The sequence below is a fragment of the Massilia alkalitolerans DSM 17462 genome (genome assembly GCF_000427785.1).
GTDB lineage: Bacteria > Pseudomonadota > Gammaproteobacteria > Burkholderiales > Burkholderiaceae_D > Telluria > Telluria alkalitolerans.
This window is the reverse complement of the sequence record NZ_ATYR01000003.1, coordinates 1-21,518: the sequence shown is the minus strand read 5'-3', so window position 1 is coordinate 21,518 and position 21,518 is coordinate 1. Positions and strand designations below refer to the sequence as shown.

Sequence of the window (21,518 nt, the reverse complement as noted above, 5' to 3'; positions counted from 1 at the left end):
TATCTTAAGTCATCTTGCCTGGTTGCACAAAAGTAGGGCTCAGCTCTTGCGCACGAACTCCGATTTCAGGCTCATTGCGCCGAAACCCTCGATCTTGCAGTCGATGTCGTGGTCGCCCTCGACCAGGCGGATATTCTTGACCTTGGTTCCCTGCTTGACCACGCCGCCCCCGCCTTTCAGCTTGAGGTCCTTGATGACGGTGACGCTATCGCCGTCCTGCAGGATATTGCCGGAAGCGTCGCGCCAGACCCTGGCGGCTTCAGGCGCTTCGCCCTCTACCGGCCACTCGTGGGCGCATTCCGGGCAGACGTACTGGCCGCTGCCATCTTCATAGGTGAGGGTGGACTGGCATTGGGGGCAGGGAGGCAGGGTATGCATGAAAGACCTTTGAAAGCAAAAACGCCACCCGAGGGGTGGCGTTCTTTAATTCTTGGTGGCCCGGGGCGGAATCGAACCACCGACACAAGGATTTTCAATCCTCTGCTCTACCAACTGAGCTACCAGGCCAAGAGAGGCATGATTATAGCCAGCGATTCTCATCCGCGCAAGCCCCCATGCGCACGCTGCGGCCGGGAAGCGCCTGTGGCACGCTTCAGATGCCCGAGCGCGCTGTTGACATCTCGCTATAATGTGTTTCATGACTACCACCTCCGCCCAGTACCGCAGCGACGTCTGCATCGTCGGCAACGGCGCCATCGCCAAGACTGCCGCCCTCGGTTTTGCCCAGTCGGGATACAGCGTCACCCTCCTGGTGCCGCCGGCGCGTCCGGCGCCAGAGACGCCGAGCACCTCGGCGGCGGAAAGACCCTGGGATGTGCGTGTCTATGCCCTCAACCACACGGCCCACGACCTGCTGGCATCGCTCAAGGTCTGGGGCGCCCTCGACCTGGCGCGGGTGCAGCCGGTCGATGCGATGGATATCAAGGGCGACGGCCAGCAGGGCGGCAACCTTGGCTTCGACGCCTTCGGCGCCCACGTCGGCACGCTGGCCTGGATCGTCGAGGACAGCAACCTGAACGGCGCGCTGGACGCGGCGCTCAAGTTTTCCGCCAACGTCCAGATGGTGTCCGGCTGCGCCTGCGACCTGACCTGCAGCGAGCTGGGGGCCGCCTTGCTGCTGGAAGACGGCACGAAAATCGCCTGCGAACTGGTGGTCGGCGCCGACGGGCGCGAATCCTGGGTGCGCGGCCAGTGCGACATCGGTGTCGATTACCGGATGTACCACCAGCGCGCCATCGTCACCAATTTTGCCTGCGACAAGCCACACCACGGCGTGGCCTACCAGTGGTTCACCTGCGCCGATGGCATCGTCGCGCTGCTGCCGCTGCCGGGCAACCGCGTCTCGCTGGTCTGGTCGGCCCCGGAAACCCTGGCCGATACCCTGATGGACGAGTCGCTCGGCGAACTGGCGATCCGCCTGGCCGAATACGCCGACGACAAGCTCGGCACCCTGCGCCCGCTGCAGCCGGAAGCCGTCAAGGCGGTGCCGCTGGCGCTGGTGCGCCCGCACTCGCTGGTGGCGCCGCGCGTGGCCCTGGTGGGCGACGCCGCCCATGCGGTGCACCCGCTGGCCGGCCACGGCATGAACCTGGGCTTCGGCGACATCGTCGACCTGTTGCAGGTGCTGCGCGAGCGCGAAGACCGGCGCGGCATCGCCGACGAACGGGTGCTGGCGCGCTATGCCCGCAAGCGCAAGGAAGACGTGCTGCTCATGCAATGGGCCACCGACGGGCTCGAACGTTTGTTCGGCGCCAACCTCGAACCGGTACGCGTCGTGCGTAATTTCGGATTAAACTTGCTCGATAAATTGCCTTCGGTTAAGCGTCGCCTGATGGCGCATGCGATGGGCAAGTAATTTCTTAAGGATCTGACATGTTGAAAACCAAGGTCGCCGTTCTGCTGGCGACGGGGCTGCTTGCATCCTGCGTGGAAGCACAGAACACCACCGAAGCCACGATCAAGAAGGCGCTCGAACCGCGCCTGGGCGGCGCCAAGATCGAATCGATCCGCGAGACACCCTACAGCGGCCTGTACGAAGTGCGCGTGGCCGGCGACATCCTGTATACGGACAAGAAGGGCGACTACCTGTTCATCGGCCACGTCTACGACACCAAGACCTCGACCAACCTGACCCGCGCCCGCATCGAGGAGGTCAACAAGATCAAGTTCAGCGAGCTGCCGCTGGAACTGGCGCTCAAGCAGGTCAAGGGCAACGGCAAGCGCGTCATCGCCGTGTTCGAGGACCCGAACTGCGGCTACTGCAAGCGTCTGCGCCAGACCACGCTCAAGGAAATCGACAACGTCACGATCTACACCTTCATGTACAACATCCTGTCCGAGGATTCGTTCGTGAAGTCGAAGAACATCTGGTGCGCCGCCGACCGCGTCAAGGCCTGGGACGACTGGATGATCAACAACAAGCTGCCACCGGCGGCACCAGCCGGCTGCGAATCGCCGAACGACCAGGTCGTGGCCCTCGGCCAGAAGCTGCGTATCCAGGGCACGCCGGCCATCTTCTTCACCGATGGTTCCCGCATCCCGGGTGCGATCGACCTGAAGGGGCTGGAAGCCAAGCTGCAGTCGCTGAAATAAAAACCGTAGGGTGGACGGCTATGCCGTCCGCGCGTTCAACTAGTGCATGCGTCATGGCAGTGCTCCTGCTGGTTGAACGCGCGGGCGGGAAACCCGCCCACCCTACGAAAAACGATAACAACAACGTAGTCCAAACAGGGAGCAGTACATGGTCACCTTGAACATCAACGGGCGCGACCTCCAGGTCGACGCCGACCCCAGCACGCCCATCCTCTGGGCGCTGCGCGACAACCTCGACATGACCGGCACCAAGTTCGGCTGTGGCGCGGCGCTGTGCGGCGCCTGCACCGTGCACCTGGACGGCAACCCGATCCGCTCCTGCGTCACGCCGATATCAAGCGCGCAGGGCATGAAGATCACCACCATCGAAGCGATGGAAAACGACAGGGTCGGCAAGGCCGTGCAGGACGCCTGGGTCAAGCACGACGTGCCGCAGTGCGGCTACTGCCAGAGCGGCCAGGTGATGAGCGCCGTGGTCCTGCTGCGCACCAACAAGCGCCCGAGCGACGCCGACATCGACAACGCGATGAGTGGCAACATCTGCCGCTGCGGCACCTACCAACGGATCCGCGCGGCCATCAAGGATGCCGCCGCGACCCTGGCCTGAGGAGAGCGCGATGAAATTCGACTGGATCGACCGCGCCGCCGCTGCGCGCTCCGCCGGCGCCGGCTTGTCGCGCCGTGGTTTCCTGAAGACCGCGGGCGCCGCCACCGGCGGGCTGGTGCTCGGCTTTACGCTGCCGGGCGCGCATCGCTTCGCGCAAGCCGCCGAAGCCAAGGTCTACGCACCGAACGCCTTCCTGCGCGTGGCGCCCGACAACACCATCACCGTCATGGTCAACCGCCTCGAATTCGGCCAGGGCGTGCACACCTCGCTGCCGATGCTGATCGCCGAGGAACTCGACGCCGACTGGTCGCAGATGCGCGGCGAACTGGCCCCGGCCGGCGAGGTCTACAAGGATCCAGCTTTCGGCATGCAGATCACCGGCGGCTCGGGCAGCATCGCGCACGGCTTCACGCAATACCGCGAGATCGGCGCGCGCGCCCGCGCCATGCTGGTCGCCGCCGCGGCCGAGCAGTGGAAGGTCGATCCTGCCAAGTGCACGACCTCGAAGGGCATGGTGCTCGGCCCGAACGGCCAGAAGGCGAGCTACGGTTCGCTGGCCGAGGCCGCGATGAAGCAGCCGGTGCCCGCCACCGTGGTGCTGAAGGAGCCGAAAGCCTACCGCTACATCGGCAAGCCGATGCGCCGCATCGATGCACGCGCCAAGTCGAGCGGCCGCCAGCAGTTCGGCATCGACTTCACGCCGGAGAATGCCCTGACCGTGCTGGTGGCGCGCCCACCGGTGTTCGGCGCCAAAGTAGCAAAGTTCGATGCCGCCGCCGCGCGCGCCGTGAAGGGCGTGGTCGACGTGCTGGAAGTGGACCTGGACCGCGGCGCCCGCGGCGTCGCCGTGTTCGCGAAAGGCTACTGGCCGGCGAAGCAGGGCCGCGAGGCGCTGCAGGCCGAGTGGGACACGAGCGGTCTCGAGAAAGTCAGCAGCGCGCAGCAGCTGGAAGAATTCCGCAAGCTGGCCAAGGCCCCGGGCGGCGCGCTCGCGCGCAAGGCCGACGTGTCGCAGCTGGCCGGCGCTGCCCACAAGATTTCGGCGGTTTACGAATTCCCCTACCTGGCGCATGCGCCGATGGAGCCGCTCAACTGCGTGGTCGACCTTAAGCTTGACTCCTGCACGATCTGGGCCGGCACCCAGTCGCAGACGGTCGACCAGCAGGTGGCTGCTGGAATCCTCGGCCTCAAGCCGGAGCAGGTGACAATCAATACCATGATGGCCGGCGGCGGCTTCGGCCGCCGTGCGGTGCTGGCATCGGACTGGGTCGGCGACACGGTCCGCATCGCCAAGGCCTGGCGCGCGCTTGGGAAGAGCGGCCCGGTCAAGCTGGTGTGGAGCCGCGAGGACGACATCCGCGGCGGCTACTACCGCCCGTCCTACGTGCACCGCGCCGACCTGGGCATCGACGGCAAGGGGCGGATCGTGGCCTGGGACCACAAGATCGTCGGCCAGTCGATCATGACCGGCACCATGTTCGAGCAGGGCATGGTCAAGGACGGCGTGGACGGCAGCACGACCGAGGGCATGGGGGCGCCCTACGACGTGCCGCTGAACCTGGCGGTCGAGGGCGTGAAGCAGAACGTGCCGGTGCTGTGGTGGCGCTCGGTTGGTTCGACCCATACCGCCTACGTGATGGAGACCCTGATCGACGAGGCCGCGCACATCGCCAGGATGGATCCGGTGGCCTACCGCAAGAAGCTGATGGGCGAGAAGCACCTGCGTCACCGCGCGGCGCTCGACCTGGCGGTGGCCAGGTCCGGCTACGGCACGAAAAAGCTGCCGAAAGGGCGCGCCTGGGGCGTGGCGGTGCACGAGTCCTTCGGCTCGGTGGTCGCCTACGTGGTCGAAGCCTCGGTGGTCGACGGCGTGCCGAAGCTGCACCGCGCGGTCGCGGGCGTGCACTGCAACCAGCCGGTCAACCCGCTGTCGATCGAGGCGCAGGTGCAGGGCGCGGCCCTGATGGGCCTGGGCATGACCCTGCCGGGCGCCGCGATCACGCTCAAGGACGGCGTGGTCGAGCAGCAGAACTTCGGCGACTACGTCGTCGCCCGCCACCACGAGATGCCGCAGGTCGAGGTGCACATCGTGCCGTCGAACGACCCGCCCACCGGCGTCGGCGAACCGGGCCTGCCGCCGCTGGCGCCGGCCTTTGCCAACGCCGTGTTCCGCCTGACCGGCAAGCGCCTGCGCAGGCTGCCGTTCGACCTGGCCTCGGCATAACGCAATGTCGCAGACGCGCATGTCCTTGACCGGCATCCTGCTCGCTGCCGGCCGGGGGCGCCGCTTCGACCCCGAGGGCGGGCGTAACAAGCTGCTCCAGCGGCTGCCCGGCGGCGAGCCGGTGGTCGTCGCCAGCGCACGCCGCCTGCTCGCCTGTGTGCCGCGCGTCGTCGCGGTCGTGCCGCCGGAGGACGGCGGCGTGGGCGACATCCTGCGCGCACTCGGCTGCGAGGTCACCGTGTGCCCGGACGCCGATACCGGCATGGGCGCCTCCCTGGCCCATGCGATCCGTCACTCGCTGCCGGCTGAAGGCTGGCTGGTGGCGCTGGGGGATATGCCTTTTGTGGCGGCATCCACGCTGGAAGCGCTGGTTGAGGCGGTACAGGCGGGCGCCGGGATTGCGGCGCCGGTAGTCGGCGGAAGGCGCGGCAACCCGGTCGCCTTCGGTTCCGTTCACCGCGACGCGCTGCTGGCGATGGAGGGCGACCAGGGCGCGCGCCGGCTGCTGCAGGCGCATCCGGTACAAGACATCCCCGTGGCCGATCCCGGCATCCTGCAGGACATCGACACGCCCGCCGACCTGCCGGCGTGATGTATGCCTGTCATTGTTTTCCAGTCGTGATCGAATCCGATTACACTAGGGAGCATATTTGGCCGCATCACCTATCGATATGAAAAAACCTTCCCAAAAAAAGAAGCCCGAGCAGCCCGCCATCCTCTACACCATCGTTCCCAAGGACCTGGCCGGCCACCTGTTCAACGTCACGGTTACGGTTGCAAGCCCCGACCCTGAGGGACAGGTATTCACGCTGCCGGCCTGGATCCCGGGCAGCTACATGATCCGCGAATTCGCCCGCAACATCGTGCGCATCCGCGCCGAGAGCGGCGGCCAGGACGTCGTCTTGAGCAAACTGGACAAGCACTCCTGGCGCGCGGCGCGCACCAGCGGTCCCTTGACCCTGCACTACGAGGTGTACGCCTGGGATCTGTCGGTCCGCGCCGCCCACCTCGACCAGACCCATGGCTTCTTCAACGGCACCAGCGTGTTCCTGCGCGTGATCGGCCAGGAAGCCTTGGCCCACCAGGTCGATATCCAGCGCCCAGGCGACCCGGCCGCCAAGGGCTGGCGTGTTGCCACCGCGATGAAGGAACTGGGCGCCAAGCGCTACGGTTTCGGCACCTACACAGCAAGCGACTACGACGAACTGATCGACCATCCGGTCGAGATGGGCGAGTTCGAGCTGGCCACCTTCAAGGCGCACGGCATCCCGCACGACATCGTCATTACCGGCCGCGTGCCCAACCTCGACATGGCGCGCCTGCAGGCCGACCTGAAGGCCATCTGCGAAACCCAGATCGCCTTCTTCGAGCCGCACACGACACGCGCGCCGATGGAGCGCTACGTCTTCATGACGATGGCCGTCGGCGACGGCTACGGCGGCCTGGAGCACCGCGCTTCCACCGCTCTGATCTGCGCCCGCGCAGACCTGCCGAGCCTGGCCAGCCCGAAGAGCGCCGAGCCGGGTGAAGGCTACCTGCGCTTCTTGGGCCTGTGCAGCCACGAATACTTCCACACCTGGAACGTCAAGCGCATCAAGCCGGCGGTGTTCGCGCCCTACGACCTGCAGGTGGAGAACTACACCCCACTGCTGTGGCTGTTCGAAGGCTTCACCAGCTACTACGACGACCTGATGCTGGTGCGCGCCGGGATCATCGGCGAAGCGACCTATCTCAAGCTGCTGTCCAAGACCGTCGGCGGCGTCCTGCGCGGCAGCGGACGGCTCAAGCAGAGCGTGGCCGATTCGAGCTTCGACGCCTGGAGCAAGTACTACCGCCAGGACGAGAACTCGCCGAATGCGATCATCAGCTACTACACCAAGGGTTCCCTGATCGGCCTGGCCTTCGACCTGACGATCCGCGCCAGGACTAACGGCGCGAAGTCGCTGGACGACGTGATGCTGACCCTGTGGGAACGCTTCGGACGTGACTTCTACAGCGGCGCAGGCCGCGGCGTGACAGACGCCGAGGTCGAGGCGATCTTCGACGAGGTGGCCGGCACGCGCCTGCGCACCCAGTTCGAACGCTGGGTGCGCGGCACCGACGACCTGCCGCTGGCCAAGCTGTACGCGCCTTTCGGCGTCAAGCTGGTGGACGAACGCAAGGGCGGCAAGCCCTCGCTGGATGCCGGGATCGGCCGCGACCCGCTGGGCGCCAAGCTGACCCAGGTGCACGAAGGCGGCGCCGCGCACCGCGCCGGCCTGTCGGCGCACGACGTCATCATCGCCATCGACGGCCTGCGCGCCAGCGGCAACCCGCCCAACGTGGACACGCTGCTCGGCCGCTACCGCGTCGGCGACAAGGTGACCGTGCACGCCTTCCGCCGCGACGAGCTGATGGCCTTCGACGTGACGCTGCAGGGCGATAAAGTGCCGACCATCACCCTGTCGCAGGCCGTCGCTGGCAAGAAGTCGACGGCCCTCAAGCGCCCAAGCGCTGTTTAATCCCGACGTGGGCGTCTCGTAATTCGGGCCATTGGCCCGAATTACCCCACGCGTTCAACTCGAACATGCATTGAGGCTCATTTGAAAAACGCCCTGACCGCCGCAGTCCTCGCGCTCTGCACCGCCTCCGCCTCCGCCCAGCTCCCCGCCCCACTGAAAACCGACATCACCACCCGCGTCAACGCCATGTACCCCTGGCTCGACACGGTCTACAAGGACCTGCACGCCAACCCCGAAATCGCCTTCCAGGAAGTGCGCACCGCCGGCAAGCTCGCCGGCGAGATGCGCAAGCTCGGCTTCGAGGTAACGGAAAAGGTCGGCAAGACCGGCGTCGTCGCGGTCCTGAAGAACGGCGCCGGCCCGACGGTGCTGGTGCGTACCGAGATGGACGGCCTGCCGATGGAAGAAAAGACCGGCTTGCCCTACGCCAGCCGGGCCAAGGCCGTGAGCAACGGCGCCGAGAGCTTCGTCACCCACAGCTGCGGCCACGACGTCCACATGGCCGGTTGGCTCGGCACCGCGCGTACGCTTTCCGAGATGAAGGCCAAGTGGAAAGGCACGCTGGTCTTCATCGCCCAGCCGGCCGAGGAAATCGTCTCCGGCGCCAGGGCCATGCTGGACGATGGCCTGTTCAAGCGTTTCCCCAAGCCCGACTACGCTTTCGCCCTGCATTCCTGGCCGTTGGCGCACGGCACCGTCGGCTTCAACTCGGGGCCGGTATCGTCCAACTCGGACGCGATCGAGATCGTGTTCAAGGGCCGCGGCGGCCACGGCTCGGCGCCGGACAAGTCGGTCGACCCGATCCTCATTGCCGCCCGTTTCGTCGTGGACGTCCAGACCGTGGTCAGCCGCGAGAAGGATCCGAAGGAATTCGGCGTGGTGACCATCGGCGCCATCCAGGGCGGCACGGTGGGCAACATCATCCCGGACAATGTGCAGGTGCGCGGCACCATCCGCTCGTACAGCCCGGCCGTGCGCGCCAAGCTGCTGGAGGGCGTGCGCCGGGTCGCCAACGCGTCCGCCGCCATGGCCGGCGCACCGGCGCCGGACGTCCAGCTGATCAGTGGCGGCGCCGCCATCGTCAACAGCGAAGCGCTGGTGGCCAAGACCGAAGCCGTGTTCAAGGACGCTTTCGGGGCCGCCAACGCCCAGCGCATGCCGGCCATGACGGCCAGCGAAGACTTCTCGCTGTTCGTCAACGAGGGCGTGCCCTCGATGTTCTTCTTCACCGGCGTCTACGACCCGAAAGCGGTGGCCGACGCTGAACGCCCGGGCGGCAAACCGATCGCCTTCAACCACTCGCCGTTCTACGCGCCAGTGCCGGAACCGTCGATCAAAACGGCGGCGCAGGCGATGAGCCTGGCCGTCCTGAACGTCCTCGGACGCTGAGGGCTACTGCGGTCCCGCCAGCGTGCGTAGCTGGAAGCGGTAGTCGCGGTCAAACAAAAAAGTTTCCGAGAAGGTCATCGCGCGGCTGTGCGCGGCAAGCAGGCCATGGGGCCGCGGCAGCGGGCCGCTGCGCAGCATCGAGGCCAGCGCCACCCTGGCCGCATCCGGGTCGCGCGCGCGCTGTACCTGCACGTCTGTCATCTGGCCGTCCCGGTCCACCGTGATGTTGACGACCACGATCGCCGGCAGCATCGGCGGCAGGCGTCCACTGAAGATACGGTCGGCATTGTGCTGGACGATGTGGCGCGCCACGTGCGCCTTGTAGGCGTCGAGCGTGAGGGATGGCGGTGGAGTTGGCGCGGCGGTCGGTTCGCGCTCGATGGCGATGCTGCTGCGCTCTTCGACGGGAACGGGAGGCGGGGAACTGGCGCAAGCAGACAGGATTGCCAGGACGACGGCGAATAGCGCACTACTGCGAAGAGAAATGTTCATGGCGGATGAATGAAGCGTCGCGGGTTAACGCCTCGGGGGCGCTTAGCTTCGACGCTGTCCATTCATCCTTAGTTCCGCTGAGATGCCTCAGCCAAACAGCCTCTGCAGCTCCACGCCCGGCTCCGGCGCCCGCATGAAGGCCTCGCCGACCAGGAAGGCATGCACGTTCGCCGCGCGCATCCGCTGCACGTCCGCCGGTCCCATGATGCCCGACTCGGTCACCACCAGGCGCTCCGCCGGAATCCGCGGCAGCAGGCCCAGCGTGGTATCGAGCGACACCTCGAAAGTACGCAGGTTGCGGTTGTTGATGCCCAGCAGCGGGGTCTTCAGCTTGAGCGCCGCAGTCAGTTCCTCGCCGTCGTGCACCTCGACCAGCACGTCCATGCCGAGGTCAAGCGCGCAGGCTTCCAGTTCCGCCATCAGGCCGTGGTCCAGTGCCGACACGATCAGCAGGATCGCATCCGCGCCCATCGCGCGCGCCTCGTACACCTGGTAATGGTCGACGATGAAGTCCTTGCGGATCACCGGCAGCGCGCAGGCGGCGCGCGCCTGGCGCAGGTAGTCCACCGAGCCCTGGAAGAACTGCACGTCGGTCAGCACCGACAGGCAGGCCGCGCCGTGTTCGGCGTAGCTTTGCGCGATCGCCGCCGGCTGGAAGTCCGGGCGCAGCACGCCTTTCGAGGGCGAGGCCTTCTTCACTTCCGCGATGATGCCGGCCTGGCCGGCAGCGATCTTGTTGCGCAGGCTGTTCTCGAAACCGCGGATGGCGCGGCGTGCTTCCAGGTCGCTCTCCACCTCGCGGCGCAGGCTGGCCAGGTCGCGCGCTTTTTTCGCCGCGGCCACTTCGTCGGCCTTGACGGCCAGGATCTTGTTCAGGATGTCGGACATAAGACTCTCAATGCATTGGCTGACTGCTTCGCTCAGGCGTGACCGCCGAGCTGGCGCGTGACGGTGACGAACTGCTCGAGCTTGGCCAGGGCCGCGCCGGACGCGATCTTCGCGCGCGCCTTCGCCAGGCCTTCCTCGATCGAGGACACGACGCCGGCCGCGTACAGGGCGGTGCCGGCATTGAGCGCCACGATGTCGGTGGCGGGGCCCGGCTCGCCGCGCAGCGCTTCCATCACGCGTTGCTTCGATTCCGCCGTATTCGCCACTTTCAGGTTGCGGCTCGAGATCATCGACATGCCGAAGTCTTCCGGATGGATCTCGTACTCGCGGATTTCGCCGTCGACCAGTTCACCCACCAGGGTGCCGGCGCCGAGCGAGACTTCGTCCATATTGTCGCGGCCCCACACCACCATCGCATGCTGGGCCCCGAGGCGCTGCAGCACGCGCACCTGGATGCCCACCAGGTCGGGGTGGAACACGCCCATCAGGATGTTGGGTGCGCCGGCCGGGTTGGTCAGCGGTCCCAGGATGTTGAAGATGCTGCGCACGCCCAGCTCGCGGCGCACCGGCGCCACGTGCTTCATGGCGGCGTGGTGGTTGGGCGCGAACATGAAGCCAATGCCGGTCTGGGCGATCGACTGGGCGATCTGCTCGGGCTTCAGGTCGATCTGGGCGCCGAGCGATTCGATCAGGTCGGCGCTGCCGGAGGACGAGGACACGCTGCGTCCGCCGTGCTTGGCCACGCGCGCGCCGGCGGCGGCGGCGACGAACATTGCCGCGCTGGAGATATTGAAGGTATGGGCGCCATCGCCGCCCGTGCCGACGATGTCGAGCAGGTTGGTGGTGTCGGCCATCGGCACCTTGGTCGAGAACTCGCGCATGACCTGGGCGGCAGCGGTGATCTCGCCGATGGTTTCCTTCTTCACGCGCAGGCCCATGGTCAGGGCCGCGACCATGGTCGGCGACATCTCGCCCGACATGATCTGGCGGAACAGTGACAGCATCTCGTCGTGGAAGATTTCGCGGTGTTCGATACAGCGCAGCAGGGCTTCTTGTGGGGTGATCGGCATGGCGGGTCCAGTTTTCTATGAGGTATTCTCAAGACCGTCATTCCCGCGCAGGCGGGAATCCAAGTTGCTTGCGTATCGATTGCTTTAGCGCTTGTGGCTAGTCACGCAAAATTGGGTTCCCGCCTTCGCGGGAACGACGACTCATCGGATAACGGTATATCTCAGCGCGCGAGGAAGTTCTTGAACAGCGCGTGGCCGTGTTCCGACAGGATCGACTCGGGATGGAACTGCACCCCCTCGATGTCGTACTCCTTGTGGCGCACGCCCATGATCTCGCCGTCGTCGGTCCATGCCGTCACTTCCAGGCAGTCCGGCAGCGAGGCGCGTTCGATCGCCAGCGAGTGGTAGCGGATCACGGTGAAGGGGCTCGGCAAGTCCTTGAACACGCCTTCGCCGGTGTGGGCGATGAGCGAGGTCTTGCCGTGCATGACCTGCTTGGCGCGGATGACGTTCCCGCCAAACGCTTCGCCGATCGCCTGGTGGCCGAGGCACACGCCCAGGATCGGCAGCTTGCCCTTGAATTCGCGCAGGATGTCGAGCGAAATGCCGGCATCCTTCGGCGCCTTCGGCCCCGGCGAGATGCAGATGCGGTCGGGCGCCATCGCTTCGATATCTTTCAACGTGATCTCGTCGTTGCGCACCGTTCGCACGTCCTCGCCCAGCTCACCCAGGTACTGGACGATGTTGTAGGTGAACGAGTCGTAGTTGTCGATCATGAGCAGCATGTCAGAACTCCCCATCCAGGCCGTCTTGCACCTGTTCGGCCGCGCGCAGCACGGCGCGCGCCTTGTTTTCCGTTTCCTGCCATTCCATCTCGGGAATGGAGTCGGCCACGATGCCGGCCGCGGCCTGCACGTAGAGGTTGCCGTCCTTGATCACGCCGGTGCGGATCGCGATCGCCACGTCCATCTCGCCACCAAAAGAAAGGTATCCGCACGCCCCCCCGTAGATGCCGCGCTTGACCGGTTCCAGCTCGTCGATCACCTCCATTGCGCGCACCTTGGGCGCACCGGTGAGGGTGCCGGCCGGGAAGGTGGCGCGCAGCACGTCGAGGTTCGACATGCCGTCCTTGAGTCGGCCTTCGACGTTGGAGACGATGTGTTGGACGTGCGAGTACTTCTCGATGACCATGCGGTCCGTGACCTTCACGCTGCCGGTGTCGGCGATGCGGCCGATGTCGTTGCGCGCCAGGTCGATCAGCATCACGTGCTCGGCGATCTCCTTCGGATCCGACAGCAGTTCGTCGGCCAATTCGAGGTCGCGTTCCGGCGTCGCGCCGCGCGGGCGGGTGCCGGCGATCGGGCGCAAGGTCACCTTCTTGCCGCCCTCGGGCAGGGACTCGTTGCGCACCAGGATTTCCGGCGAAGCGCCCACGATCTGCATGTCGCCGAAGTTGTAGTAGTACATGTAGGGCGACGGATTCAGCGAACGCAGCGAGCGGTACAGCGACAGCGGCGAATCCACGTAGGGCTTGCGGATGCGCTGGCCGATCTGCACCTGCATCAGGTCGCCGGCCATCACGTATTCGTGGGCCCGGGCCACCGCCTTCAGATAATCTTCCTTGCTGAAGTCGCGCACCGCCTCGGTACGCACGGAGCTGGACGTCACCGGCGCATCGACGCTCCGGCGCAGCATCACGCGCAGGTCCTTCAGGCGCTGGCGCGCTTTCGCATAGGCTTCCGGCTGGGCCGGGTCGGCGTAGACGATCAGGTAGAGCTTGCCCGACAGGTTGTCGATCACCGCCAGTTCTTCGGTCAGCAGCAGCTGGATGTCGGGCAGGCCCAGTTCGTCGCGCGGGCAGCTGTTTTCCAGCTTGCGCTCGATGTGGCGCACGGTGTCATAGCCGAAGTAGCCGGCCAGGCCGCCGCAGAAGCGCGGCATGCCGGGGCGCAGGGCCACCTTGAAGCGCGACTGGTAAGCCTCGATGAATTCCAGCGGATTGCCTTCGTGCGTCTCGATCACTTCGCCGTGCCTGACGACTTCGGTCATTTTTCCGCTGTTGCGGATCAGGGTCGAGGCAGGCAGGCCGATGAAGGAATAGCGGCCGAAGCGCTCGCCGCCGACCACCGACTCCAGCAGGAAGGTGTTCTTGCCGGCCTGCTGGGACTGGGCCAGCTTGAGGTAGAGCGTGAGCGGGGTTTCGAGGTCGGCGAAGGCTTCCGCGATCAAAGGAATGCGGTTGTAGCCCTGGTTGGCCAGCGATTTGAATTCGAGTTCGGTCATGCTTTTCTCCAGACCGCCCAGGGGAGGGAAGGGCGGTGGTTCACTTCAAAAAACCTGTCGGACGAGCACGGCCGACAGCAATCGGGGACGGGTTAGTTAGCCCAGGATTGCCAGCGTCGCCACAGCCAGGCCTCAAGGGCGCCGGTCTGGTTGACAGTGTGTTTTTTGGTGAAAAACATGTATAGATAACTTATTTTGCGGTGTGGTTATGCGCAGATATCTGCTCTGCCGCTTCTAGCAGCGAACTCACTATACCATCAGAATTAATTTCTTGTATAGGCCGTCCGTGGTTATAACCATATGGGACGGTGAGCACGAAACAACCGGCGGCGCGTGCGCTTTCGGCGTCGTTGGACGAGTCGCCGATCGCCACCACTTGTGAAGGCGGCAGGTCGAGCGCGGCGCAGGCGCCCAGCATCGGCATCGGGTCCGGCTTCTTCTTCTCGAAGGAATCGCCGCCGAACACGCGCTCGAAATACGGCGCCAGGCCCTTCTGGTCGAGCAGGGGAAGCGTGAAAGCGATCGGCTTGTTGGTCACGCAGACCAGGCGCAGGCCTTGCGCGCGCATGGCCTGCAGGCCCTCGGTCACGCCCTCGAACAGGGTAGCGCGCTCGCCGTTGATGGCGAGGTAGTGGCGCTGGTAGCCGGCCAGCGCCTCGTCGAACACCGCGTCCACGCGCGCCGCGTCCCAGTCGAGTAGCAGCGCGTCGCGCACCAGTTTTTCGGAGCCCTTGCCGACCAGCGGCTTGATGGTCGCCTGCGTGATGGGCGCCAGGCCCAGGTCGGCGCGCATGCCGTTCAGGGCCGCCTCGAAGTCGGGCACCGTGTCGAGCATGGTGCCGTCCAGGTCGATGATGGCGGCCCGGATGCCTGCTGCGCCGGCCCGCATTATTGTCCGACCTTGGCCAGTTCGCCGCGCATCGCGTCGATCACGGCCTTGTAGTCCGGCTTGCCGAAGATCGCGGAACCTGCGACGAAGGTGTCGGCGCCTGCGGCGGCCGCTTCGGCGATGTTGTCGGCCTTGATGCCGCCATCGACTTCCAGCATGATGTCGCGGCCCGACTCGTCGATCATGCGGCGCGCCATGGCGATCTTCTTCAGCGCCTGCGGGATGAAGGACTGGCCGCCGAAGCCCGGGTTCACCGACATGATCAGGATCATGTCGATCTTGTCCATCACGTGTTCGAGGTAGTGCAGCGGGGTGTGCGGGTTGAACACCAGGCCGGCCTTGCAGCCGTTATCGCGGATCAGCTGCAGGGTGCGGTCGATGTGCTCCGAGGCTTCCGGGTGGAAGGTGATGATGTCGGCGCCGGCCTTGGCGAAGTCCGGGATGATGCGGTCGACCGGCTTGACCATCAGGTGCACGTCGATCGGCACCTGCACGTGCGGGCGGATCGCCTGGCACACCAGCGGGCCGATGGTCAGGTTCGGGACGTAGTGGTTGTCCATCACGTCGAAGTGGATGATGTCGGCGCCGGCGGCGACGACATTGCGCACTTCCTCGCCCAGACGGGCGAAATCGGCGGACAGGATGCTGGGAGCGATGCGGTAGGTAGTCATGAAAGGTCGTGCCGTTAAAAAGAATCCGATATTTTACGCTGATGAAGCGCATGCCCGCTGCGCCCGCGGCGACTTGGAAAGCCGCCGCGCGGTATGATTGTCGTTTGTGCCACACAGGGCGCTTCCACCAATATTGACGATCACGCAAGGAATCCCCATGCCCGCCTATGAATTCGCTGTCAAGGTCAGGACCCAGTACCTGTCCGAACAGTCCAACCCGGAACGGGACCAGTACGTGTTCAGCTACACCATCACGATTACCAACACGGGCAGCATCGCCGCCCAGCTGATCTCGCGCCATTGGGTCATCACCGACGCCAACAACGCGGTGCAGGAAGTGAGCGGCCTGGGCGTGGTCGGCCATCAGCCGCTGCTGCAGCCGGGCCAGCAGTTCGAGTACACCAGCGGCACCCAGTCGGCAACGCCGCAGGGCTCGATGAAGGGCGAATACTTCTGCGTGGCCGAGGATGGCCACCGCTTCGAAGTGCCGATTCCGGAATTCGTGCTGGCCCAGCCCGGCGCGCTGCACTGATCACCGCAGCACAGCTTACTGTTCGTCGGCCTCACGTTGTTTCTGTGCCGGCTCGTCGCGCGGCACGTCCTTGCGGCCCGCAAACATCGTCCACCAGACGATAAAGACGAGCAGGAAGAGTGCCACGCCGGCTTCCACCATCAAGATCCACATATCGGTCCTTCAGTCCATTTGTTCTTATGCCATCGACACGCCGCAGTGTAACCGCTTCGCTTGCCCTCGTCGCCTTTTTGAGCGCCTGCTCGACCACGCCGCAGCAGCCGCCCAAGCCCGCCGAACCGGTGCGCATGCCGCCGCCGGTCGGCCCGGTCTATGTGCCGGAGCAGCCGGCGGCGCCCGCGCAGCCGACAGTCCCGGCCCAGCCGCCGGCGCCGGCGCCGCTCATGACGCCGACCACCTTCAGTGCGCTGCCGGGCTGGGAACAGGACGACCTGCGCCAGGCCTGGCCGGCCCTGCTGCAATCCTGCCGCGGCCTGGCCAGCAAGCCTGACTGGAAAGCGGCGTGCGCCGCGGCCCGCGCCGTGGACGGGAGCGACGCCGCCGCGGTGCGCGGCTTCTTCGAGAGCCGGTTCGTGCCGAACCTGGTGCGCGCCGCCGATGGCGCCGACACCGGCCTGATCACCGGTTATTACGAAGCGATGTTGTACGGTTCGCGCAAGCGCGCTGGGGCCTACCAGACGCCGCTCTACCGCGTACCAGGCGACCTGCTCACGGTCGACCTGGGCAGTGTGTATCCGCAGCTGAAGGGCATGCGCCTGCGCGGCCGCCTGTCCGGCAAGACCGTGGTGCCGTACAGCAGCCGCGCCGAGATCGCGCGTGCGCCCTTCGCCGGCAAGGAGCTGGTGTGGGTGAACGATCCGGTCGAGGCCTTCTTCCTCGAAGTGCAGGGCTCGGGGCGGGTGCAGCTCGACACCGGCGAGACCGTGCGCGTGGCCTACGCCGACCAGAACGGCCATCCTTACAAGGCGATCGGGCGCTGGCTGGTGGAGCAGGGCGAACTCACCGCCGAGGAGGCCACGGCCCAGGGCATCCGCGCCTGGATCGTGGCCAATCCGGGGCGCCGCCAGGAACTGTTCAATGTGAACCCCAGCTATATCTTCTTCCGCGAAGAGAAACTGCCGGATCCTTCGCTCGGCCCGAAGGGCGCGCTGGGCGTGCCGCTCACGCCGGGGCGTTCGGTGGCGATCGATCCGGCCTTCGTGCCGCTCGGTGCGCCGCTGTACCTGGCGACCACCGAAGCCGGCAGCGAGGTGCCGATGCAGCGCCTGATGATGGCGCAGGATACCGGCGGCGCCATCCGCGGCGCGGTGCGGGCCGACTTCTTCTACGGCTTCGGCCCCGACGCGATGGACCGGGCCGGCAAGATGAAGCAGCGCGGCACGGTCTGGGTGCTGCTGCCGCGCGCGGCGCAGTAATTCCGGACTTACTCCTTCGCCTCTTTGAGGCGGGTGCCGAATACACCGCCGGCCGCCAGCAGGACGGCGCCGGCGGCAATGCAGCCCAGGCCTGCGCGCACGCCGAAGCCTTCGCCCAGCCCGCCCGCCAGCAGGGCGCCCAGCGGCGCCGCAGCCACGGTCAGGGCGCGCATCGTCGCCACCATCCGGCCCAGCACCGCATCGGGCGTCACGCGCTGGCGCAGGGCGATGTAGGGCACGAAGAACAGCGTAGCGCCGCAGTCGATCCAGAACACCACGATGGCGTAGGCCGCCACCGTCCAGGCTGCGCTGCCGAACAGCGCCGGCGGGATGGCCGGCACCAGGGCGAAGCCGAACGCCGACACGCACAGGCCGACCAGGATGCCGCCGCCGGTGCCCAAGCGCCTCGAGAGCGGCTTGACCAGCAGCGAGGCCGCCAGCACGCCCAGGCCGCCCAGCATGTTGGCCATGCCCATGGTCCCCGGCGTCATGCCGAGCACGCGGGTGGCGAACAGCACGTGCAGGGCGGTGTAGCCATAAAAGAGCAGGTGCCAGCAGGCCGACACCCAGGCCAGGGTGCGCAGCAGCGGCTGGTTCCAGACGAAGGCCAGGCCCTCCTGGATGTCGCGCAGCGGATGGGAGGTCGAGGGCGGCGGCTGCGGCTCGCGTGCGCGGATGCGGCGCAGGTTGAGCAGCGAAATGATGAAACCCGCCACATTGCACAGGATGGCGATCGGCGCGCCCAGCAGCTGCACCAGGCCGCCCGCCATGCCGGGGCCGACCACGCGCGCGGCCGATTCAGTGGCCGCGAACTTGGCCTGGGCGTCCACCAGGCCGTCGCGCCCGACCAGGAAGGTGAGGAATACCTGTTCCGCACTCCCGCCCACCACATGGCCGGCGCCGATTACGAAGCCGACCGCATACAGCCAGGGGATGGTCAGCATGTCCAGCCACCAGGCCAGCGGCACGCTGGCCAGCGCGATCGCCACCATGAGATCGCTGCACATGATGACCGGCAGGCGCCGGCTGCGGTCCAGCAGGACGCCGGAGGGAAGGCCGAACAGCAGGAAGGGCAGGGATTCGAAGGCGGCCAGGGTGCCCATCTGCGCCGGCGTCGCATGCAGCATCAGCACCGCGCAGATCGGCAGGGCCAGCAGCGTGATCTGCGCGCCGAAATGTGCCAGGATGCTGCTGAACCAGAAGCGGCGGAAGTCGGGCTTGCGCATCACCGAGTCGGCGGAGACGCGCTTTTGCAACCAGTTGTTGCCGAACGAAAGAATGGTGATCTCGCACAGATTATTGCTGAACAAATAATCATACCGTGTTTGATTGAGCGCGAGACGTTACAATCCCGGCAATCCGTCCACCTCACAAGGGAAAGCCACATGGAATATGCAGATCTGCTGATCGAAAACCACGGCAAGGTCGTCGTGATCCGCCTGAACCGTCCGAAGGCGATGAACGCGCTGAACGACAACATGATGAACGAGCTGGGTGATGCCCTGCACAAGTTCGACGCCGACCCGGCGGTCAACGTCATCGTCCTGACCGGCAGCGACAAGGTCTTCGCGGCGGGCGCCGATATCGCGGCCATGGCGAACTACACCTATGCGGCGGACACCTACCCGGGCAACTACATCGGCCGCAACTGGGAACACATCCTGAACATCCGCAAGCCGGTGATCGGCGTGGTGTCGGGCTACTGCCTGGGCGGCGGCTGCGAACTGGCCATGATGTGCGACTTCCTTATCGCGTCCGAGAGCGCCAAGTTCGGCCAGCCGGAAATCAAGGTGGGCGTGACCCCGGGCGCCGGCGGCACCCAGCGCCTGCCGCGCGCGATCTCGAAGTCGAAGGCGATGGACATGCTGCTCACCACCCGCATGATCGACGCCGCCGAGGCCGAGCGCACTGGCCTGGTGTCGCGCGTGTACCCGGTCGAGAGCGTGATGGAAGAGGCGGTCAAGGTGGCCCAGGGCATCGCCGAGATGCCGGTATCGGTCGCCATGCAGATCAAGGATTGCGTGAACCAGGCCTACCAGGTGCCGCTGAACGAAGGCGTGCGCTACGAGCGCCGCTACTTCCATGCCGGCTTCGGCACGCCTGCGCAGAAAGAAGGCATGGCGGCCTTCCTCGAGAAGCGCAAGCCGAACTTCGAAGGAATGTAAGCGATGCGGGCGGCGTCGTTCCCGGCATTGCGTCGAGGAGCGGCGGCGCTCGTCGTCATCGCGGTCGCGGTGGCGGCTTACGGCTGCAGCGCGCTGCCGCCACTGGGCCAGCGCGCCGCCAGCTTCACTCTGGACGGCACCCACACTACACGGCTGGGGCAGGCCATCGCCCCACTGGCGGCCGCGCATCCCGGCTGCTCCGGGATCCATCCCCTGATCGACGGGCGCGATGCCTTTGCGGCACGCGTCCTGCTCGCCCGCAGCGCCGAGCGCAGTCTCGACGTCCAGTACTATATATGGCGCGGCGACCTGACCGGCACGCTGATGCTGGATGCCTTGCGCGAGGCCGCGGCGCGCGGCGTGCGGGTTCGCCTGCTGCTGGACGATAACAATACCGCCGGACTCGACCCAAGCCTGGCGGCCCTCGACCGTGAACCGAACGTCGAGGTGCGGCTCTTCAATCCCTTCGCGCTGCGTCGCTGGCGCAGCCTGGGCTACCTCACCGATTTCAGCCGGCTGAACCGGCGCATGCACAACAAGTCCTTCACGGCGGACGGCCAGGCAACGATCGTCGGCGGCCGCAACGTGGGCGACGAATATTTTGGCGTCGCGGGCGACATGCTGTTCGTCGACCTCGACGTGCTGGCGGTCGGCCCGGTGGTGCGCGACGTGTCGCAGGATTTCGACCGCTACTGGAACAGTACTTCCGCCTATCCCGTCACGACGCTGGTCGATGCGGACGATGCGCAGCGTCCCGGCGCACTGGCCGAGCGCGCGGTCGCCTTGCGCGAGCGGCCTGCCGCCCAGCGTTACCTCGAGGCGATCCGGACCTCGCCCTTCGTCGAGCAGTTGGTGGAAGGCCAGCTGCCGCTGGAGTGGAGCCCTACGCGTCTGGTGAGCGACGATCCGGCGAAAGTGCTGGGCAAGGCCGATCCGGACGACCGCATGGCGGTGGGCCTGCGCAAACTGTTGGGCGAGCCGAAGCGGCAGCTCGACCTGGTTTCGCCGTATTTCGTTCCCAGCAAGGATGCTGCGCACACCCTCGGCGATATCGCGCGCGGAGGCGTGCACGTGCGCGTGCTGACCAACTCCCTCGAGGCGACCGATGTGGCGGCCGTGCACGCCGGCTATGCCAAGTGGCGCCGCGGGCTGATCGAGGCCGGTGTCTCGGTGTTCGAGCTGCGCCGCAGATGGGGAGCGGAGCTGCCGGAACGCGGCAAGGGGCGCTTCGGCAGCTCCGCCTCGAGCCTGCACGCCAAGACCTTCGGTGTGGATGGCCGCGCAGTGTACGTCGGCTCCTTCAATATGGACCGGCGCTCGATCGACCTGAATACCGAGATGGGCCTGGTGATCGACAGTGCGCAACTGGCCGGGCAGCTGGGCAAGACACTCGACGACGCGATTCCTGAAACCGCCTATGAGGTTCGCCTGGACGAGCAGGGGCGGCTCTATTGGCTGGAGCGTACCGGCGGGAAACTCAGGCGCCATGACCAGGAGCCGGGGACGACCATCTGGAAGCGCGCAGGCGTCCAGTTGCTGTCATTTTTGCCCATCGACTGGCTCCTGTAAAAAATTTCAACGAAGTCCTTGCGGGACGGTGGGGCGGTTTGCTATAGTTCGCCTCCGCTTCGGTAGCGACCGAAAAAGTTCAACGAAATCAGTTGGTTAAGTTGACAAGGTTCGCAGATGAAAATCTGCAACGAAGCGAACGAGGGGTTGACGAGTTAAGCGAAACACTGCATAATCTCACTTCTCTGCTGCTGACGAACACAACGCTTCGCACGGTGCAGCAAGGTAGTACAGAACAACAGTTCTTTAACAATCAACAGTCGATAAGTGTGGGCGTTTGATGAAGGTGCC

Annotated in this window: 21 protein-coding genes and 1 tRNA gene; 11 read left to right on the top strand and 11 right to left on the bottom strand. The window is 66.0% G+C overall.

Annotated elements, in window-relative coordinates; all coding sequences use genetic code 11:
* Window positions 1–39: 39 nt before the first annotated feature.
* Both YWC_RS0104005 and YWC_RS0104000 read right to left on the bottom strand, forming a co-directional pair.
* Window positions 40–378: a zinc ribbon domain-containing protein YjdM gene (locus tag YWC_RS0104005; RefSeq protein ID WP_027864218.1), complete on the bottom strand. Its 339-nt coding sequence runs from the start codon at window positions 376–378 to the stop codon at window positions 40–42.
* Between the two features lie 53 nt (window positions 379–431).
* A tRNA-Phe gene (locus YWC_RS0104000) sits at window positions 432–507 on the bottom strand.
* Between the two features lie 130 nt (window positions 508–637).
* Between YWC_RS0104000 and YWC_RS0103995 the strand changes: the two genes are divergently transcribed.
* The 7 genes from YWC_RS0103995 to YWC_RS0103965 all read left to right on the top strand — a co-directional run bounded on the left by YWC_RS0103995 (window position 638) and on the right by YWC_RS0103965 (window position 9,313).
* Complete coding sequence (locus YWC_RS0103995) at window positions 638–1,855, top strand: FAD-dependent monooxygenase (protein WP_027864217.1); 1,218 nt, start codon at window positions 638–640, stop codon at window positions 1,853–1,855.
* A gap of 17 nt (window positions 1,856–1,872) precedes the next feature.
* Window positions 1,873–2,592: a DsbC family protein gene (locus YWC_RS0103990; protein WP_027864216.1), complete on the top strand. Its 720-nt coding sequence runs from the start codon at window positions 1,873–1,875 to the stop codon at window positions 2,590–2,592.
* A 148-nt stretch (window positions 2,593–2,740) separates the two neighbouring features.
* Complete coding sequence (locus YWC_RS0103985; protein WP_027864215.1) at window positions 2,741–3,199, top strand: (2Fe-2S)-binding protein; 459 nt, start codon at window positions 2,741–2,743, stop codon at window positions 3,197–3,199.
* Window positions 3,200–3,209: 10 nt separating this feature from the next.
* Entirely contained in the window at window positions 3,210–5,423 is a 2,214-nt protein-coding gene (locus tag YWC_RS0103980) for a xanthine dehydrogenase family protein molybdopterin-binding subunit (protein WP_027864214.1), read from the top strand.
* 19 nt (window positions 5,424–5,442) lie between these two features.
* Complete coding sequence (locus YWC_RS0103975) at window positions 5,443–6,015, top strand: nucleotidyltransferase family protein (RefSeq protein ID WP_211238941.1); 573 nt, start codon at window positions 5,443–5,445, stop codon at window positions 6,013–6,015.
* A gap of 79 nt (window positions 6,016–6,094) precedes the next feature.
* Complete coding sequence (locus YWC_RS0103970; RefSeq protein ID WP_027864212.1) at window positions 6,095–7,924, top strand: M61 family metallopeptidase; 1,830 nt, start codon at window positions 6,095–6,097, stop codon at window positions 7,922–7,924.
* A gap of 81 nt (window positions 7,925–8,005) precedes the next feature.
* Window positions 8,006–9,313, top strand: coding sequence for an amidohydrolase (locus tag YWC_RS0103965; RefSeq protein WP_027864211.1), 1,308 nt, complete (start codon window positions 8,006–8,008; stop codon window positions 9,311–9,313).
* A 3-nt stretch (window positions 9,314–9,316) separates the two neighbouring features.
* Here YWC_RS0103965 and YWC_RS32635 read toward each other — a convergent pair whose 3' ends face one another.
* From YWC_RS32635 to rpe, 7 genes are all read right to left on the bottom strand, one after another.
* Window positions 9,317–9,805 carry an energy transducer TonB gene (locus YWC_RS32635; protein ID WP_156923472.1) on the bottom strand — a complete coding sequence of 163 codons (489 nt, stop codon included), beginning with the start codon at window positions 9,803–9,805 and terminating at the stop codon, window positions 9,317–9,319.
* An 87-nt stretch (window positions 9,806–9,892) separates the two neighbouring features.
* A complete protein-coding gene (gene trpC, locus YWC_RS0103955) occupies window positions 9,893–10,693 on the bottom strand; it encodes an indole-3-glycerol phosphate synthase TrpC (protein ID WP_027864210.1) in 801 nt (266 codons plus the stop codon).
* Window positions 10,694–10,725: 32 nt separating this feature from the next.
* Window positions 10,726–11,763 carry an anthranilate phosphoribosyltransferase gene (gene trpD / locus YWC_RS0103950; protein WP_027864209.1) on the bottom strand — a complete coding sequence of 346 codons (1,038 nt, stop codon included), beginning with the start codon at window positions 11,761–11,763 and terminating at the stop codon, window positions 10,726–10,728.
* A 161-nt stretch (window positions 11,764–11,924) separates the two neighbouring features.
* The gene (locus YWC_RS0103945) at window positions 11,925–12,488 is read right to left on the bottom strand and encodes an anthranilate synthase component II (RefSeq protein WP_027864208.1); all 564 of its coding nucleotides are present in this window, start codon (window positions 12,486–12,488) and stop codon (window positions 11,925–11,927) included.
* A 1-nt stretch (window position 12,489) separates the two neighbouring features.
* Entirely contained in the window at window positions 12,490–13,986 is a 1,497-nt protein-coding gene (trpE, locus tag YWC_RS0103940; RefSeq protein ID WP_027864207.1) for an anthranilate synthase component I, read from the bottom strand.
* A gap of 190 nt (window positions 13,987–14,176) precedes the next feature.
* Window positions 14,177–14,875: a phosphoglycolate phosphatase gene (locus YWC_RS0103935; protein WP_027864206.1), complete on the bottom strand. Its 699-nt coding sequence runs from the start codon at window positions 14,873–14,875 to the stop codon at window positions 14,177–14,179.
* Window positions 14,875–15,546, bottom strand: a complete 672-nt coding sequence (gene rpe / locus YWC_RS0103930; protein WP_027864205.1) for a ribulose-phosphate 3-epimerase — start codon at window positions 15,544–15,546, stop codon at window positions 14,875–14,877. Before rpe ends, YWC_RS0103935 begins: the two co-directional genes overlap by 1 nt.
* 157 nt (window positions 15,547–15,703) lie before the next feature.
* Between rpe and apaG the strand changes: the two genes are divergently transcribed.
* Complete coding sequence (apaG, locus tag YWC_RS0103925; protein WP_027864204.1) at window positions 15,704–16,078, top strand: Co2+/Mg2+ efflux facilitator ApaG/CorD; 375 nt, start codon at window positions 15,704–15,706, stop codon at window positions 16,076–16,078.
* 15 nt (window positions 16,079–16,093) lie between these two features.
* On the opposite strand, the gene YWC_RS33295 is transcribed toward apaG, so the two are convergent.
* A complete protein-coding gene (locus tag YWC_RS33295) occupies window positions 16,094–16,231 on the bottom strand; it encodes a hypothetical protein (protein WP_169728085.1) in 138 nt (45 codons plus the stop codon).
* 26 nt (window positions 16,232–16,257) lie between these two features.
* On the opposite strand from YWC_RS33295, the gene mltA reads away from it, so the two are divergent.
* A complete protein-coding gene (mltA, locus tag YWC_RS0103915; protein WP_027864203.1) occupies window positions 16,258–17,493 on the top strand; it encodes a murein transglycosylase A in 1,236 nt (411 codons plus the stop codon).
* Window positions 17,494–17,501: 8 nt separating this feature from the next.
* Here mltA and YWC_RS0103910 read toward each other — a convergent pair whose 3' ends face one another.
* Window positions 17,502–18,803: an MFS transporter gene (locus YWC_RS0103910; protein ID WP_027864202.1), complete on the bottom strand. Its 1,302-nt coding sequence runs from the start codon at window positions 18,801–18,803 to the stop codon at window positions 17,502–17,504.
* Between the two features lie 75 nt (window positions 18,804–18,878).
* Here YWC_RS0103910 and YWC_RS0103905 point away from each other — a divergent pair, with 75 nt between their 5' ends.
* Both YWC_RS0103905 and YWC_RS0103900 read left to right on the top strand, forming a co-directional pair.
* Window positions 18,879–19,658, top strand: a complete 780-nt coding sequence (locus YWC_RS0103905) for an enoyl-CoA hydratase (protein ID WP_027864201.1) — start codon at window positions 18,879–18,881, stop codon at window positions 19,656–19,658.
* 3 nt (window positions 19,659–19,661) lie between these two features.
* On the top strand, window positions 19,662–21,227 hold the full coding sequence (locus tag YWC_RS0103900) for a phospholipase D family protein (RefSeq protein WP_156923471.1): 1,566 nt from the start codon (window positions 19,662–19,664) through the stop codon (window positions 21,225–21,227).
* Window positions 21,228–21,518 lie beyond the last annotated feature (291 nt).

Excerpts from the sequence above, each read along its gene's own strand:
- YWC_RS0104005 (WP_027864218.1), bottom strand. The coding sequence starts at position 378 with ATGCATACCCTGCCTCCCTGCCCCCAATGCCAGTCCACCCTCACCTAT.
- YWC_RS0103995 (WP_027864217.1), top strand. The coding sequence starts at position 638 with ATGACTACCACCTCCGCCCAGTACCGCAGCGACGTCTGCATCGTCGGC.
- YWC_RS0103990 (WP_027864216.1), top strand. The coding sequence starts at position 1,873 with ATGTTGAAAACCAAGGTCGCCGTTCTGCTGGCGACGGGGCTGCTTGCA.
- YWC_RS0103985 (WP_027864215.1), top strand. The coding sequence starts at position 2,741 with ATGGTCACCTTGAACATCAACGGGCGCGACCTCCAGGTCGACGCCGAC.
- YWC_RS0103980 (WP_027864214.1), top strand. The coding sequence starts at position 3,210 with ATGAAATTCGACTGGATCGACCGCGCCGCCGCTGCGCGCTCCGCCGGC.
- YWC_RS0103975 (WP_211238941.1), top strand. The coding sequence starts at position 5,443 with ATGTCCTTGACCGGCATCCTGCTCGCTGCCGGCCGGGGGCGCCGCTTC.
- YWC_RS0103970 (WP_027864212.1), top strand. The coding sequence starts at position 6,095 with ATGAAAAAACCTTCCCAAAAAAAGAAGCCCGAGCAGCCCGCCATCCTC.
- YWC_RS32635 (WP_156923472.1), bottom strand. The coding sequence starts at position 9,805 with ATGAACATTTCTCTTCGCAGTAGTGCGCTATTCGCCGTCGTCCTGGCA.
- trpC (WP_027864210.1), bottom strand. The coding sequence starts at position 10,693 with ATGTCCGACATCCTGAACAAGATCCTGGCCGTCAAGGCCGACGAAGTG.
- trpD (WP_027864209.1), bottom strand. The coding sequence starts at position 11,763 with ATGCCGATCACCCCACAAGAAGCCCTGCTGCGCTGTATCGAACACCGC.
- YWC_RS0103945 (WP_027864208.1), bottom strand. The coding sequence starts at position 12,488 with ATGCTGCTCATGATCGACAACTACGACTCGTTCACCTACAACATCGTC.
- trpE (WP_027864207.1), bottom strand. The coding sequence starts at position 13,986 with ATGACCGAACTCGAATTCAAATCGCTGGCCAACCAGGGCTACAACCGC.
- YWC_RS0103935 (WP_027864206.1), bottom strand. The coding sequence starts at position 14,875 with ATGCGGGCCGGCGCAGCAGGCATCCGGGCCGCCATCATCGACCTGGAC.
- rpe (WP_027864205.1), bottom strand. The coding sequence starts at position 15,546 with ATGACTACCTACCGCATCGCTCCCAGCATCCTGTCCGCCGATTTCGCC.
- apaG (WP_027864204.1), top strand. The coding sequence starts at position 15,704 with ATGCCCGCCTATGAATTCGCTGTCAAGGTCAGGACCCAGTACCTGTCC.
- YWC_RS33295 (WP_169728085.1), bottom strand. The coding sequence starts at position 16,231 with ATGTGGATCTTGATGGTGGAAGCCGGCGTGGCACTCTTCCTGCTCGTC.
- mltA (WP_027864203.1), top strand. The coding sequence starts at position 16,258 with ATGCCATCGACACGCCGCAGTGTAACCGCTTCGCTTGCCCTCGTCGCC.
- YWC_RS0103905 (WP_027864201.1), top strand. The coding sequence starts at position 18,879 with ATGGAATATGCAGATCTGCTGATCGAAAACCACGGCAAGGTCGTCGTG.
- YWC_RS0103900 (WP_156923471.1), top strand. The coding sequence starts at position 19,662 with ATGCGGGCGGCGTCGTTCCCGGCATTGCGTCGAGGAGCGGCGGCGCTC.